This window comes from Stenotrophomonas acidaminiphila, from assembly GCA_002951995.1.
Taxonomy (GTDB): domain Bacteria; phylum Pseudomonadota; class Gammaproteobacteria; order Xanthomonadales; family Xanthomonadaceae; genus Stenotrophomonas; species Stenotrophomonas acidaminiphila_A.
This window is the reverse complement of record CP019797.1, coordinates 2,858,216-2,873,454: the sequence shown is the minus strand read 5'-3', so window position 1 is coordinate 2,873,454 and position 15,239 is coordinate 2,858,216. Positions and strand designations below refer to the sequence as shown.

The 15,239-nt window shown below is 66.1% G+C and carries 13 protein-coding genes; 2 read left to right on the top strand and 11 right to left on the bottom strand.

Annotated elements, in window-relative coordinates; translation table 11 throughout:
• Nucleotides 1–95 precede the first annotated feature (95 nt).
• Nucleotides 96–317, top strand: coding sequence for a hypothetical protein (locus B1L07_12830; protein AUZ55815.1), 222 nt, complete (start codon nt 96–98; stop codon nt 315–317).
• 1,247 nt (nt 318–1,564) lie between these two features.
• Here B1L07_12830 and B1L07_12825 read toward each other — a convergent pair.
• From B1L07_12825 to B1L07_12775, 11 genes are all read right to left on the bottom strand, one after another.
• Complete coding sequence (locus B1L07_12825) at nt 1,565–2,218, bottom strand: hypothetical protein (GenBank protein ID AUZ56598.1); 654 nt, start codon at nt 2,216–2,218, stop codon at nt 1,565–1,567.
• A 13-nt stretch (nt 2,219–2,231) separates the two neighbouring features.
• Nucleotides 2,232–2,882 (bottom strand): HNH endonuclease, encoded by a 651-nt coding sequence (locus B1L07_12820; protein AUZ55814.1) that lies wholly within the window; start codon nt 2,880–2,882, stop codon nt 2,232–2,234.
• A gap of 284 nt (nt 2,883–3,166) precedes the next feature.
• The gene (locus tag B1L07_12815; GenBank protein ID AUZ55813.1) at nt 3,167–4,516 is read right to left on the bottom strand and encodes a glutamate dehydrogenase; all 1,350 of its coding nucleotides are present in this window, start codon (nt 4,514–4,516) and stop codon (nt 3,167–3,169) included.
• Between the two features lie 76 nt (nt 4,517–4,592).
• The gene (locus tag B1L07_12810) at nt 4,593–5,654 is read right to left on the bottom strand and encodes a 3-isopropylmalate dehydrogenase (GenBank protein ID AUZ55812.1); all 1,062 of its coding nucleotides are present in this window, start codon (nt 5,652–5,654) and stop codon (nt 4,593–4,595) included.
• Between the two features lie 72 nt (nt 5,655–5,726).
• Nucleotides 5,727–6,305 (bottom strand): 3-isopropylmalate dehydratase small subunit, encoded by a 579-nt coding sequence (locus tag B1L07_12805; protein AUZ55811.1) that lies wholly within the window; start codon nt 6,303–6,305, stop codon nt 5,727–5,729.
• Nucleotides 6,305–7,723, bottom strand: a complete 1,419-nt coding sequence (locus tag B1L07_12800) for a 3-isopropylmalate dehydratase large subunit (protein AUZ55810.1) — start codon at nt 7,721–7,723, stop codon at nt 6,305–6,307. Before B1L07_12800 ends, B1L07_12805 begins: the two co-directional genes overlap by 1 nt.
• Before the next feature lie 38 nt (nt 7,724–7,761).
• Nucleotides 7,762–9,318: a 2-isopropylmalate synthase gene (locus tag B1L07_12795; protein AUZ55809.1), complete on the bottom strand. Its 1,557-nt coding sequence runs from the start codon at nt 9,316–9,318 to the stop codon at nt 7,762–7,764.
• Nucleotides 9,312–10,409 (bottom strand): serine/threonine dehydratase, encoded by a 1,098-nt coding sequence (locus tag B1L07_12790; GenBank protein AUZ56597.1) that lies wholly within the window; start codon nt 10,407–10,409, stop codon nt 9,312–9,314. Before B1L07_12790 ends, B1L07_12795 begins: the two co-directional genes overlap by 7 nt.
• Before the next feature lie 110 nt (nt 10,410–10,519).
• The gene (locus B1L07_12785; GenBank protein ID AUZ55808.1) at nt 10,520–10,777 is read right to left on the bottom strand and encodes an acetolactate synthase; all 258 of its coding nucleotides are present in this window, start codon (nt 10,775–10,777) and stop codon (nt 10,520–10,522) included.
• Nucleotides 10,761–12,488 (bottom strand): acetolactate synthase 2 catalytic subunit, encoded by a 1,728-nt coding sequence (locus B1L07_12780; GenBank protein AUZ55807.1) that lies wholly within the window; start codon nt 12,486–12,488, stop codon nt 10,761–10,763. The genes B1L07_12785 and B1L07_12780 overlap by 17 nt, the downstream gene beginning before the upstream one ends.
• Before the next feature lie 45 nt (nt 12,489–12,533).
• Nucleotides 12,534–13,508, bottom strand: a complete 975-nt coding sequence (locus B1L07_12775; GenBank protein ID AUZ55806.1) for a ketol-acid reductoisomerase — start codon at nt 13,506–13,508, stop codon at nt 12,534–12,536.
• 815 nt (nt 13,509–14,323) lie between these two features.
• On the opposite strand from B1L07_12775, the gene B1L07_12770 reads away from it, so the two are divergent.
• The gene (locus B1L07_12770) at nt 14,324–15,142 is read left to right on the top strand and encodes a hypothetical protein (protein ID AUZ55805.1); all 819 of its coding nucleotides are present in this window, start codon (nt 14,324–14,326) and stop codon (nt 15,140–15,142) included.
• The last annotated feature ends 97 nt before the right edge of the window (nt 15,143–15,239 follow it).

Here is a 15,239-nt window from a genome sequence, read left to right as displayed (position 1 = left end):
AGGTGATCAGATCGCCAAAGGTGCTCAACACACCTTTACTAGGCGGTCGCCGCGCCCGAAAGCCATGCGGCTCCATCCATGCCTAGGAGATCGCCATGACCGAGCAGGTCGAACCCCGTTTTACGTCGCGCACCCTGAAAGTCGGCTGCCAGTATTACGAAAGCCGCGCCAAGGAAAAGGACCGCCGCTTCAAGACCCGGCAGGTGCCCTACCTGCGACTGTGCGGCGACTGGCTGGAGGCCGCCGGCCTCAAAGTTGGCCAGAACGCGCGGGTGATAGTGACCCGACGCGGCATCGTGATTGCTGCTGAGGAATAGCCTAGGTTGATGGCCATGGGCGGACCAAGTCCGCCCATGGCATCTGTCGACGTGAGTCCGGCGGCTAATGCTGAGCTAAGCCGCGCCGGAGTGGCGTCAGCTTGAATTAATCGCTATTTAGGGAGCTTGAGGACGCCTGAACCAAATTTCCCTCTGCCTGGCCTTGTAGTCTTCGATGGCTTTATCGATTGCCTTGCCTTTAAGGCCTCCGGCCTTAAAGCGCTTAACTAGGATTTTCCGGTAGATGGCCGGCCAAACTGGGAACGTTGATGCGCTGGGAACTTCTACAATAATTGCGGGACTTCCCAGGCCCTCTGACACGCAGCCGCCGTACTTTGACGATTGAAGATAGAGCCCTCGGACGGCCATGATCCAGTCAACAACATAGCCTTTAGTAGAAACAGGGATTGCCAAATGTGCAGTGGTGGTAATGGGTCTTTTGAAATCAAGGCGCAGATATACATCTGACTTGCTAAAGCGCTTCCAGCCCCAAGTAGAAACGACGTCTCCAGGTGCCGGAAGATGTCCGTGAACTTCAATGGAGTTCTCCACTTCAGGGCAATCTGTGCAATCAATTGTAATAAAAGGAAGGAGCCTTCCATCGCTGACATTGGGGCTTCCTATGGCGCCAATCTGCACGATCGATGCTATGTGGTTGCTCATTTTCCCTGCTTCATCACGATGTGGGTTTCGATCGTTACCTTATGGCCCGACCATGTGGTGGCTACTAATTCGTACTTATCGACAATATAACGACTAATCCAGCTCTTCGGCATGCGAAACGTGATCCAGCCGGAGGATGCTGTCCGGGCCTGTAAATTCAACGGAAGCACAAGAGGCGAAAAGTCTGAGCGGTCAGGGGCCTCATTTTCCGGTTGTAGACGAAGCTGTGAGCCTGTTCCTGCAAGATCGAACCCGTGCGCCACGAGCTCGGCACGTTCTATGGTGGTTGGGTAGCTTGAAGAGTTTGTGTAGGAGCAAGAAATAGAGATGTACTCGCTGTCTTTGCGCTCCCATCGCAGCGAATTGATCAGGTCGGCCTTCAGCGATTCTCTCTTTGAGACAGCGTCTTCTTCTGTTAGAGCTAATGCGCGACGAGCGGTGCGAGCACTGTTCCATGCCCAATACGCTGAGCCTAGTGCAGCAAGTGCGGACAAGGCTGAAATCTTGAGCTCGAGAGTCATTTTTCTTGGGCCTAACCCTGGTATTAAACAGAGCCGCGAAGCGGATTTGGCTTGAGTAAACTCTTAGCGCCACTCAGACGCTTTTCTTTGTTTGACAATACGGAAGTCTCTAAAGGCAAGCCTGACCTTAAAGCTTTCAACGTCATTGACCAAACTGCCTAGCGCAGAATTTAAGTCTGAGCGTGTAAGGGTAGAGCAGGCGCCAACAAGAATCTTCTGTAATTTCAGGTCATCAGAAAAATTGGCGTAAAAATTTCCATCGGGGTCCGGAGATGTCTTGCTTATAAATAGTCGGTACTCGTCCTCATAGCTCCAGTGCGAAAATTTTGTATAAAGCAGTTGGTCAATTATCTGTTGCTTTACGCTGGTTGGCCAAGGTTGCGGAGTTGCGGGCCAAGCCGGGCGGGACTGAACATAGTTAACTTGGTGGAGATGGCTGTCATCGACCTCGAAGCCAAGACAGACGCCTTTGTGTCTATCGGCGTAATGAGCCCATTGCACTGGGCTATGCCAGTTCCTGCTAAAGCAAATCAAGCCGATGTCATTTGCGATACTTTGACGCCACTCTCGGAGCATCTTCCTGCCTTCTCTTGAGGGAGCGGCTACTGATAGAAAGTCGAATGGATCGTTTAGATTAGCGATGTCGGAGATCTTGAGACGTCTCTCTCGGAGGTCCTTGAGGCCGAATTCTTGGTTTACAAAGTAGTAGAGGAGCATCAAGGGTGCCAAGTTAAGTAGCGCCGCAAAGGGGCGTGGGCTTAAGCAAGTTGTTAGCAGTCAACATATCTTGCATCTCTGCAACCGTATATGCGGGTTTGCGTCTGTGGGCGAGGTAATGACAGTTTGGGCAAATAGGGATTAGATCTTTAAGTGGATTGATTCTGTATTTCTTTCCTATAGCGCTAATTTCAACGAGATGGTGAACGTGAATGCAGTTCTTCCCGGCTTCGCCATACACTTTTTCAAAATCGAACTGGCACACCATGCATCTATAGCCATATGCCTTTAGGCACGCGTCTCTCGCTTTCTTGCTGCGCTCATAGCCATTGACAGAGATACGCTTGATAGACCCCTCATCATAGGATCCAATCTCTTCGTCGTACTGTTCAGGTGGTACGGTGGCGACGTTGGCAAGTCGCCAAAAGGCCCGCCCTGAATTGGCCGGTCTATCAATGATTCCAGCCATGGCCAATTCTTGTCTAGCCCAGCGAATCTCATTCTCGAACAACGAACCACCACTTCGCTTAGCGGTTTTCTCTGCCTCAGTTAAGTTCCACTGTGTCGAGAGAATTTCATAGACGCGGTCTGTTTTCAATGTCCCACGATCTTTCAGGATCTGAATTAACTGTTGCTTTATTTCGGTGCGCGATGGAATTGGCATTGATGGCTAACGCTTATTAGGCCGCCTAATTGTGGCGTTGCCCAAGTGTCCTGCTTTCCCACGCTAATGTGAAGATGGAAGCGCACGGAGGATCAACGGCTTGGAAAGGGTGGGGGCGTGGTGTTGTCCCGAGGCCGATGGTAAAAGCCGCGCGTTTTTCGCCATCGGTTGCACTCCGAATTGCTCGGCATAACGCAAGCGCTCAAGCCCTTGAAGGAATGAGTTGCTTGGACCGGTTGCCGGCCGTATCCCTTCCTCCAGACGGAAGAAGGGACCAGCAATCCTCAATACAACCCCTGCGCCAACATCGCATCGGCCACCTTCACGAACCCCGCGATATTCGCGCCATCAACGTAATTGACGCTGCCGTCCGCCCGCTTGCCATGCTGCACGCAGTTGGCGTGGATCTCCTTCATGATCACGTGCAGGCGCTCGTCCACGTCGGCATGGCGCCAGGACAGGCGCAGTGCGTTCTGGCTCATTTCCAGGCCGGAGGTGGCGACGCCGCCGGCGTTGCTGGCCTTGCCGGGGGCGTACAGGGTGCCGGCCTGCAGGAATACGTCCACCGCTTCCAGGGTGGAGGGCATGTTGGCGCCTTCGGCCACGCACAGGGCGCCGTTGTGCACGAGGGTGCGGGCGTCGGTTTCGTCCAGTTCGTTCTGGGTGGCGCAGGGCAGGGCGATGTCGGCGGGGATGTGCCAGGGGCGGCGGCCTTCGAGGAACTCAAAGCGTTTGTCGCCGGCCAGTTCGGCCAGGCGGCCGCGGCGTTCGTTCTTCAGCGCCATCACCTCCTGCATGGCCTGTTCGTCGAAGCCGTCGCGGGCGTAGAGGGTGCCGCCGGAGTCGGAGAAGGTGAGCACCTTGCCGCCGAGTTCGGCGGCCTTGAGCGCGGCGAACTGGGCGACGTTGCCGGAGCCGGAGATCAGTACTTTGGCGCCGTGGGTTTCGCGGCGGGCGTGGTGCAGCATCTGTTCGACGAAGTAGACGGTGCCGTAGCCGGTGGCTTCCGGGCGCATCAGGCTGCCGCCGTAGGCCAGGCCCTTGCCGGTGAATACGCAGGCGGCGTCGTTGCTGAGTTTCTTCATCATGCCGGCCATGAAGCCGACCTCACGCGCGCCCACGCCGATGTCGCCGGCCGGCACGTCGGTGTCCGCGCCGAGGTGGCGGTAAAGTTCCAGCATCAGCGCCTGGCAGAAGCGCATCACCTCGCCCTCGCTCTTGCCCTTGGGGTCGAAGTCCGCGCCGCCCTTGCCGCCGCCCATGGGCAGGGTGGTCAGCGCGTTCTTGAAGGTCTGCTCGAAGGCCAGGAATTTCAGGATCGACAGGTTCACCGAGGGGTGGAAGCGCATGCCGCCCTTGAACGGGCCGATGGCCGCGCTGTGCTGCACGCGGAAGGCGCGGTTGACGTGGGTGCGGCCGCTGTCGTCGGCCCAGGCCACGCGGAACTGGATGACCCGTTCCGGTTCCACCAGGCGTTCGAGCAGGCCATGCCGCGCGTACTGCGGGTGCTGCTGCAGGAACGGCCAGAGGCTGAGGGTGACTTCCTTGACCGCCTGCAGGAACTCGGGCTGGTCAGGGTCGCGGCGGGCGACGTACGCAAGGAACGCGTCGGGACTGCGGTGGTTCAAGGGCATTGCTCCTGAAGGTGGGGAAAGGACAACAACAGGACAGCCATAACGAAAAACGCGGCCCGGGGGCCGCGTCGTGGAGTCATTGCAGGCGGGCGAGCACCGCCTGCGCCGCCTGGGATGTGGAAAGCGCTCGTCCCTGCGCGGCCAGGTCGGCGGTGAACAGGCCGTCGTCCAGCGCGGCGGCCACCGCCTGCTCGACGGCGGCGGCTTCGTCCTCCAGCCCCAGCGAGTGGCGCAGCAGCATGGCCGCGCTGAGGATGGTGGCGTAGGGGTTGGCGATACCCTTGCCGGCGATGTCCGGCGCCGAGCCGTGGATGGGTTCAAAGATACCCACCTTGCCCTGTTCGCCCAGCGAGGCGGACGGCAGCAGGCCCAGCGAGCCGGCCAGCATCGAGGCCTCGTCGGTGAGGATGTCGCCGAACATGTTTTCGGTGACGATCACGTCGTAGGCGCGCGGCTTGGCGATCAGGTGCATGGCCATGGAATCGACCAGCTGGTGTTCCAGTTCCACGTCGGGGAATTCCTCGCGGCCGATGCGCGCGGCCACGTCGCGCCACAGCCGCGAGGTCTCCAGCACGTTGGCCTTGTCCACCGAGGTCAGCTTGCCGCGGCGCTGCCGGGCCAGGCGGAAGGCGCTGCGCAGCACGCGCTCGATCTCGGCCACGGTGTAGCGGCACAGGTCGCTGGCGCTGTCGGCGTCGCGGGTCTTGTCGCCGAAGTAGATGCCGCCGGTCAGCTCGCGCACCACCACGAAGTCCACGTCCGCGAGCAGCTCGGGCTTGATCGGCGAGGCGTGCAGCGCGGCCGGGTGGGTGCGCACCGGGCGCAGGTTGGCGAACAGGCCCAGCGCCTTGCGGATGGCCAGCAGGCCCTGTTCCGGGCGCACCTTGGCGTTGGGGTCGGACCACTTGGGCCCGCCGACGGCGCCGAGCAGCACGGCGTCGGCCCTGCTGCACGCGTCCAGGGTGGCGGCCGGCAGCGGCTCGCCGTGGTTGTCGATGGCGATGCCGCCGATGTCGTGTTGGGCGAAAGTGAAGTCATGGCCGAAGCGCGCGGCGATGGCCTTGAGCACGTCCACCGCGGCGACGGTGATCTCGGGGCCGATGCCGTCACCCGGCAGTACGACGATGTTGGCTTGCATGGGGGTTCCGGTTGTCCTGTTGCTGTCGTTCGGCCCGGCACCCGTGGCGGCGGGTGCGGGCGGTAGGGGGCGTCACGCCGCGCGGGCGGCCTCGTAGCGTTCGATCTCGTCAACGCGGCCAAGCAGCCAGCCCAGCTGGTCCACGCCTTCCAGCAGGCAGGTCTGCGAGAAGCCGTCCAGCGGGAAGGCGTACACCTTGCCGGCGGGGGTGCGCAGTTCGCGCGCGGCGACGTCGATGGTCAGCTCGTCGTCCGGGCGCTGCATCAGTTCCTGCACGTCGGCTTCGTCCAGCACGATCGGCAGCAGGCCGTTCTTCAGCGCATTGCCGCGGAAGATGTCGGCGATCTCGCTGCTGACGATGGCGCGCAGGCCCAGGTCGGTCAGCGCCCACGGCGCGTGCTCGCGCGAGGAGCCGCAGCCGAAGTTGCGCCCGGCCAGCAGGATCGAGCGGCCGGCGTTCTGCGGCTGGTTGAAGGCGAACTCCGGGTTCGGCGTGCCGTCGGCCTGCCAGCGCCAGTCGTTGAACGCGTTCTTGCCCAGCCCGGCACGCTCGGTGGTGGACAGGAACCGCGCCGGGATGATCTGGTCGGTGTCGATGTTGGTCTGGCGCAGCACCACGCTGCGCGAGGTCAGGGTACGGAAACCGGCCATCACGCCACCTCCTGGTCGAACAGTTCACGCACGTCGGCGACCTTGCCGTTCACCGCGGCCCAGGCGGCGCTCATCGGCGAGGCTAGCAGGGTGCGCGAGCCCGGGCCCTGGCGGCCCTCGAAATTGCGGTTGCTGGTGCTCACCGCCAGTTGCCCCGGCGCGACCAGGTCACCGTTCATGGCGATGCACATCGAGCAGCCGGGCTCGCGCCATTCGGCGCCGGCGGCGCGCACGATCTCGTGGATGCCCTCGGCCTCGGCGTCGCGCTTGACGATTTCCGAGCCCGGCACCACCAGCATGCGCACACCGGCGGCGACGTGGCGGCCGCGCAGCACCTGCGCCACCTCGCGCATGTCGCTCAGGCGGCCGTTGGTGCAGGAGCCGACGAACACCACGTCCACCGGCGTGCCGGCCAGGGCGTGGCCGGCTTCGAACTTCATGTAGTCCAGGCCCTTCTGCGCGGCGGCGTCGTTGGCGGCCGGGATCGGCGCGTCCACCGCGATGGCGGTGCCCGGGTGCGTGCCCCAGGTCAGGGTGGGGCGGATGTCGGCAGCGTCGACGCGCACTTCCACGTCGAAGCGCGCGCCGTCGTCGCTGCGCAGCGTCTTCCAGTGGGCAACCGCCTTGTCGAACTCGGCGCCCTTGGGGCCGCGCGGGGTGTTGGCGACCCAGTCGAAGGTGGTCTGGTCCGGCGCCACCATGCCGGCGCGGGCGCCGGCCTCGATGGACATGTTGCACAGGGTCATGCGCTGTTCCATGTCCATCGCGGCGATGGTGGAACCGCGGAATTCCAGCACGTGGCCGGTGCCGCCGTTGACCCCGATCACGCCGATGATGTGCAGCACCACGTCCTTGGCGCCGACGCCCGGCGCCAGTTCGCCGTCAACGGTGATCGCCATGGTTTTGGCCTTGCGCTGCAGCAGGCACTGCGTGGCCAGCACGTGGCCCACTTCGCTGGTGCCGATGCCGAAGGCCAGCGCGCCAAACGCGCCGTGGGTGGAGGTGTGGCTGTCGCCACAGACAATCGTCATGCCCGGCTGGGTGAAGCCCTGCTCCGGCGCGATCACGTGGACGATGCCGCGGCTGCTGGAGGCCATGTCGAACAGCTCGATGCCGTACTCGGCGCAGTTCCGGGCCAGCATCTGCACCTGCGCTTCGGAGGCCTTGCTCGCATACGGCAGCCTGCCGTCGGCGCCGGCCGGCAGGGTCGGCGTGGAGTGGTCCATGGTCGCCTTGGTGCGGTCCGGGCGGCGCGGCTTCAGTCCGCGCTCGCGCAGCTCGGTGAACGCCTGCGGCGAGGTGACTTCGTGGATCAGGTGCAGGTCGATGTACAGCACGGCCGGCGCGCTGTCGCTTTCGGGGACGACGACGTGCGCGTCCCACAGTTTGTCGTACAGGGTCTTGGGTGCGGAGCTCATTGCGTGTTGGTTCCGTTGCCTATGCGGGGCCGTCGCGCTCAGGCGCTGACGGCTTCCTGGGTCTTGTTACCTTCGCGCTGGCGCAGCAGGCGGTTGGTGACGTCCAGCCAGGCCAGCGCGCTGGCCTCGATGATGTCACGGCTGGTGCCGGTACCTTCGTAGATATTGCCCTCGTGGCGCACGCCCAGGTTGGCCTCGCCGCGCGCGTCGGCGCCGATGCCGACGCTGTGCACGTGGTAGCTGTCCAGGGTCAGCTGCACGCCGGTGGCGGCCGACAGCGCCGAGAACAAGGCATCCACCGGGCCGTCGCCCTGCGCGGTTTCGGCCACGCGGTTGCCTTCTGGGTCGGACAGTTCGACCAGTGCGTTGGCGCGGCTGCCGACGTCGCTGATGGTCATCGACGCCAGGCGGTAGCCGTCGCCGCCCGAGTTGCCCTGCATCAGGGTCTGCAGGTCGGCGTCGGTGACCACGCGCTGCTGCTCGCACAGCGCCTTGAACTGGTCGAATACCAGCTTCAGCTCTTCCTCTTCCAGCCAGTAGCCCAGCGCACGCAGGCGCGCCTCGACCGCGGCGCGGCCGCTGTGGCGGCCCAGCACCATCTGCGAGGACTCCCAGCCCACGTCTTCCGGACGCATGATCTCGTAGGTGTTGCGGTTGCGCAGCATGCCGTGCTGGTGGATGCCCGACTCGTGCGCGAACGCGTTGGCGCCGACGATGGCCTTGTTGCGCTGGACCGGCATGCCCACCAGCCGCTGCAGCAGCTGCGAGGTCGGCACGATGCGGCGGGTGTCGAAGCCGGTGTCGAAGTTGTAGAACGCGTTGCGCACCTTCAGCACCATGGCGATCTCTTCCAGCGCGCAGTTGCCGGCGCGCTCGCCGATGCCGTTGATGGAACCTTCCACCTGGCGCGCACCGCCTTCGATGGCGGCCAGCGAGTTGGCCACGGCCAGGCCCAGGTCGTTGTGGCAGTGCGCGCTGAAGACCACCTTGTCGGCGCCGGCGGCATGGCCGATGACGTGCCGGAACATCGCGCGGATCTCGTCCGGGGTGGTGAAACCCACGGTGTCGGGCAGGTTGATGGTGCGGGCGCCGGCGGCGATCGCCACCTGCGCCACTTCGGTCAGGAACTCCAGCTCGGTGCGGGTGGCGTCCTCGGCCGAGAACTCGACGTCGTCGATGTAGCCGCGCGCCATGCTCACATGCCTGTGTACCGATTCGAGCACCTGCTCCCGGCTCATGCGCAGCTTGTGTTCGCGGTGCAGCGGGCTGGTGGACAGGAACACGTGCAGGCGCGGCCGCGCCGCCGCCTCCAGCGCCCTGGCCGAGGTTTCGATGTCGCCGGGCAGGCAGCGCGACAGCACCGCCAGCACCGGGTCGCGGATCTCGCGGCCGATCAGCGCCATGGCCTCGCGGTCGGATTGGGAACTTGCCGGGAACCCGGTTTCGATCACGTCCATGCCCAGCTCGGCCAGGGCGCGCGCCATCACCAGCTTCTGCGGTGGGGTCATGCTGCAGCCCGGTGACTGTTCGCCATCGCGCAGGGTCGTGTCGAAGATGGTAATTCGCGGGGTGTTGATGGTTGGAGTAGTCACCAGAGGGTCTCCTCGACAGCGGGTGCGATGATGTTGGGGTGTTCGTTTCGGGAGGGCCGCGGCGCGTTGGGGGCGACGCGGCTTCTAAGTCGTTCGGCGTTGCGCCGGCGCGGTTTGCGCGGCGGGCTGGGGCGCACTTCGGACAGCAGCGTGGACAGCACGGTGGCGTCGATGTTGCCGCCGGACACCACCGCGCACTTGCGCTTGCCGGCGACGCGGCGGCCGGCGGCCAGCGCCAGCGCGCCGGCGCCCTCGGCGATGACGTGTTCCTCCAGCGCCAGCCGCACCAGGGTTTCGCGCAGTTCGGCTTCGCGCACGATGACCACGTCGTCGAGCAGGCTGGCGCACAGGCGGCGGGTGAGGAAACCGGGGATCTTGACCTTGACGCCGTCGGCCAGGGTGGCGACCGGGGCGATTTCGCGCACGTCGCCCTTGATCGCACGCGCCATCGAGTCCACGCCCTCGACCTGGGCGCCGATGATGCGCACGCCCTGCGACTTCAGCGCCAGCGCCACGCCCGAGGCCAGGCCGCCGCCGCCGATCGGCACGATCACCACGTCCGGTGCGTGCGGGGCGAGTTCGATGCCCAGCGTGCCCTGGCCGGCGATCACGTCCGGGTCGTCGAACGCGGACAGGAAGCGGTAGCCGTTCTGCTCGGCCAGCTCGCGGGCGAACGCGTAGGCCTCGTCGTAGCTGCTGCCGTGCTGGCGCACGGTGGCGCCCCAGTGCTGCACGCCGGCGATCTTGGTGGCCGGTGCGCCGTGCGGCATCACCGTGATGGCCTGCACGCCGAGCCGGAACGAGGCCCAGGCCACGCCCTGGGCGTGGTTGCCGGCCGAGGCGCAGATCACCGGGCGTTCGTCGCCGCGTTCCAGGGCGGCCAGCATTGCGTTCAGCGCGCCGCGCACCTTGTAGGAGCCGGTGCGCTGCAGGTTCTCCAGCTTGAGCCAGGTGCCGAAGCGCTCGGCATAGTGCAGCGGGGTGGGCGGCAGGAAGCGCCGCAGCCGCGCCTGCGCGGCCAGCACGTCGGCGACGCTGACGTTGATCGCGCCGGTGTCCGCGGCGGCGACGACGGGGCGGCCAAGGTCAGGCATGTACGTGGCCAAGGCCCGGGGCGTGCGGTGGGCGTCGAAGAAGACGCCTCCGCGCGCGGGCCCTGCCCGCGCGGGACAGGGCAGGCGCCGTACGTCGCCTACGTCGGGATTCATGCCGCCACCCCGGCCGGTTCCAGCGCCACGATCCGCACCGATTCGCAGTCGTAGACCTTTTCCAGCTGCCGGCACAGGGTTTCCGGCGGGCGCTCGCCGCTGACTTCCATCTGCACGTGCCAGCGGCCGGCGTCGGCGGGCTGGCGGCTGCCGGCGATGTTGCAGGGCGCGAAGCCCCGGCGCTCGACCATGCCCAGCACGCGCAGCAGCGCGCCTTCGGCGGGGGTCAGCACCAGGTCAAGCCGGTATTGCATTGGAACTCTCCTGCGTTGCCTTGGCATGGGCGGGGTTGCCCTCCAGCATGGTGCTGTTGGCGTTGTTCGGCGGCACCAGCGGCCACACGTTGGCGCGCGCGTCGATGGCCACGTGCAGCAGCGCCGGGCCGGGGGTGTCGAGCAGCGCGGCCAGCGCGTCCTCGACGTCGGCGCGCTGGGTGATGCGCGTGGCCGGGATGCCGAACACCTGCGCCAGCGCGGCGAAGTCCGGGTTGTCGGACAGGTCGATCTCGCTGTAGCGCTCGGCGAAGAACAGTTCCTGCCACTGCCGCACCATGCCCAGCGAGGCGTTGTCCAGCAGCACGATCTTCACCGGCAGGCGGCAGCGGGCGATGGTCGCCAGCTCCTGCACGTTCATCATGAAACTGCCGTCGCCGGAGACCAGCACCACGGTGCGGTCCGGGCAGGCGAATTGCGCGCCCATCGCCGCCGGCAGGCCGAAGCCCATGGTGCCCAGCGCGCCGGAGGTCAGGTGGTTGCGCGGGTGGTTGAAGCGGCAGTGCTGGGCCACCCACATCTGGTGCTGGCCGACGTCGCAGGCGATGACCGTGTCCGGCGGCGCGATCTCGCTCAGCCGCTTGAGCAGCGCCGGGGCGTAGATGTCCTGGCCGGGGGCGTCGTAGCGCGCGGCGAACTTCTCGCGGTTGGCGGCGCAGCGCGCGCGCCAGCCGTTGCAGTTGCCGCGGTTGCCGGACAACGCGCGCAGGCCGGCCTTGAGGTCGCCGGGCAGGGCGATGTCGGCGCCGCGCAGCTTGTCGATCTCGTAGGCATCGGCATCCAGGTGGATGACCCGCGCGAACGGCGCGAACTCGGCCAGCTTGCCGGTGGCGCGGTCGTCGAAGCGGGCGCCGACCACGATCAGCAGGTCCGACTCCTGCACCGCCATGTTGGCGGCGCGGGTGCCGTGCATGCCCAGCATGCCCAGGTACTGCGGGTGGTTGGCCGGCAGCGCGCCCAGCCCGCGCAGGGTCAGCACGGTGGGAATGCCGGAGGCCTCGACGAAGCGGCGGAAGTCCTCCACCGCGCCGCCCAGGGCGATGCCGCCGCCGCCGTAGACCACCGGCTTCTCGGCGGCGGCGATCATCTCCAGCGCCGCGGCCAGGCGCTGCGGGTCCGGCGCCGGCAGCGGGGCGGCCGTGGCCGGCACGTGCTCGGGCAGGTGCGAGGCGTCGGCCAGCTGCACGTCCTTGGGCAGGTCGATCAGCACCGGGCCCGGGCGGCCTTCGCGGGCCACGCGGAACGCGTCGGCCACCACCTGCGGCAGGTCGTCGACGCGGCGCACCAGCCAGCTGTGCTTGACGATGGGCAGGGTCATGCCGAACACGTCCAGCTCCTGGAACGCATCGGTGCCCAGCAGCGGCGTGCCGACCTGTCCGGTCAGGCACACCATCGGTACCGAGTCGAGCATCGCGTCGGCGATGCCGGTGACCAGGTTGGACGCGCCGGGGCCGGAGGTGGCCACGCACACGCCGACCTTGCCGCTGGCGCGGGCGTAGCCGTTGGCGGCCAGCGCCGCGCCCTGCTCATGGCGCACCAGGATGTGCTTGAGGGTGGAATCCACCAATGCGTCGTAGAACGGCATGATGGTGCCGCCCGGGTAGCCGAACAGCGTCTGCACGCCTTCGGCCTCCAGGGCCTGCGTCAACCAGCGTGCGCCATTGCGTGGCGCGCCGTGGACGGGAGTGTTCATGCAGCGACCTTGACCTTTGCTCTGTGCGGGTGGGGGACCGCGCGGTTACGCGTTCTGCGCCTGCAGCCAGACCATCTTGGCGCGCAGCTCCTTGCCGACCTTCTCGATCGGGTGCTCCAGGTCGGCCTGCTTGAACCGGTTGTAGTTCGGCAGGCCGGCTTCGTACTCGGCCACCCAGTTCTTGGTGAAGGTGCCGTTCTGGATGTCGGTGAGCACGTCCTTCATGCGCGCCTTGGTGCTGGCGTCGATCACCCGCGGGCCGCTGACGTAGTCGCCGTACTGCGCGGTCTCGGAGACGAACTCGAGCATGCGGGTGATGCCGCCTTCGTAGAACAGGTCGACGATCAGCTTCAGCTCGTGCAGCACTTCGTAGTAGGCGATCTCCGGCTGGTAACCGGCTTCGACCAGGGTCTCGAAGCCGGCCTGCACCAGCGCCGAGGCGCCGCCGCACAGCACCGCCTGCTCGCCGAACAGGTCGGTTTCGGTCTCTTCCTTGAAGGTGGTCTTGATGATGTTGGCGCGGGCACCGCCCAGGCCGGCGGCATAGGCCAGCGCGAACTGCTCGGCCTTGCCGCTGCGGTCCTGGTAGACGGCGTAGATGCACGGCACGCCGCGGCCGATCTCGTACTCGCGGCGCACCAGCGCGCCCGGGCCCTTGGGCGCCACCAGCACCACGTCCAGGTCCTCGCGTGGGGCGATCATGCCGTAGTGCACGTTCAGGCCGTGGGCGAACAGCAGGCAGGCGCCCTGCTTCATGTTCGGCGCCAGCACCTCCTCGTAGAGCTTCTTCTGCACCATGTCCGGGGTCAGCACCGCGACCAGGTCGGCGTCCTTGACCGCCTCGGCCGGCGTCCTGACCACGAAGCCGTCGGCCTGGGCCTTGGCTTCGGTCGGGCCGCCCGGGCGCAGGCCCACGGTTACCTCGAAGCCCGATTCACGCAGGTTCAGCGCATGCGCGCGGCCTTGGCTGCCGTAACCGATGACGGCGATCTTGATCTGGGGCAGTTCGTTGGAGCTCATGGACTCGGTTCCTTGCAGTGAGAGAGGGAGCGCAAAAGAAAACGGCCGTCGCGTCAGGACGCGGCGGCCGCCGGGGGAGGGATCAGGGCCATGCACGCCGCAGCGGCGCGCATGGCGGCGCGGGTGCTGTGTTTGTGCGTGGCGGTATCGGTGGTGAACATGGTTTCAGTTGAAATGGATGCTGGAAACGAAAAACCCCGCACCGGGGTCGGCGCGGGGTTTTTGATCGAATCTGGCTTTTTTCTGCTACGCGCCAGCTCGTCCCGCACCTGTGGGCTCGGTAATAAGCACGAGTACGAGCAGCGACGCCGCGGCGGTGGCCGGGGTGCGGTTCGAATTGGCGCTGGTGTGGCGTTGCAGCATGGCTCGAGATAACCACGGCACTTTCGGCATTGTCAAGCGTGGCGGCCCGTTACCCGCATGTGTCCGGCCGCGGGCGTCGGAAACGGTTGTCACTGCGGCATGGTTGCCGATGAAAGTGGTTTGCCGGGGCTGCGCCGGGGTGCCGCCGACATGCCAGTTGCGCGGATCGCGCCACGCATCGGGGACGCCCGCGCCCGCCGCATGCGCCCACATGCAGACGCGCCAGCGGCGCGGCACGCGTCGCTCCGGATCGGGCTGCCGGCCTGCATCGGCGTCGACAGCGTGTGAAGGCGCGTGATGGGAAGCGGACGGTTTTCACGGTTTTATCAGTGAGGCCCCGAAAAACAGCGGGCCGCCAATCCGAACGCTGGGGAACCACATGAACCGTTTTCTCGCCTGCCATAGGGGGAATGGAAGCCTGTGTCTATCGAACCGCACCGGGGGACCGGGCCATGAACGCATGGCCGGGTAACGCGCAGCCGCTGGTCCGGCTGCTCGGGCAATGCCGCATCGGCGAGGGTGGGCGCCTTGCCTACCGCAAGGGCTGGGCACTGCTGGCCTATCTGGCGGTCGAGCGCCCGCGCGTGCATCGCCGCAGCCGCATCGCGGCGATGTTGTGGCCCGACCTGGCCCCGGGGGCGGCGCTGACCAACCTGCGCCAGGTGCTGGCCGATCTGAACCGCGCGATCGTCGCGGTCGCCGGCGAAGGCGTGCTGCTGATCGACCGCGAGCACGTGCACCTGTGCCCGGAGGCATCGCAGGGGCTGTTCGACATCGACCTGCTGGAACCGGCGCAGATCGCCGGCAGCGCCGCGCTGGAGTGGCTGGAGGACGCCGGCGAATTGCTCGAAGGCGTGGCCCTGGAGCGCTGCGACGAATTCTGCGAATGGCTGCCGGGTGCGCGGGCGTGGGCGCTGCAGCGCCTGCTCAACGCCCTGGAGCGCGCGCGCGAGGACGCGACCGCCAGCCAGGACCTGGAAGTCGCGGTGAACCTGTGCCGACGCCACGTCATGCTCGACCCGTGGAACGAATCGCAGCAGCGCAGCCTGATGCGCCTGTACGCGCAGCGCGGCGAACCGGACATGGCCCTGCACTGCTACCGGACGCTGGCCCGTGGGCTGGAGCAGGAACTGGCGGTGAAGCCGCAGACGGCGACCCACACCCTGGCCATGGAGATCGCGCAGCGCTACGCGGCGGCGCCATCGCTGCGTGGTTATGGGCGCACCCGCGCGCCGCATGCGGCACCACAGGACAAGGCGATGCGCGCCTGAGCAAGGCGCCGGCGCATCACCGCGCCGGCGGGCTTTTCCCGGGCCCCGCCTGCATCCCGTCCGCATTTGCACACAGCGCCGCCATCGTCCGTCGATG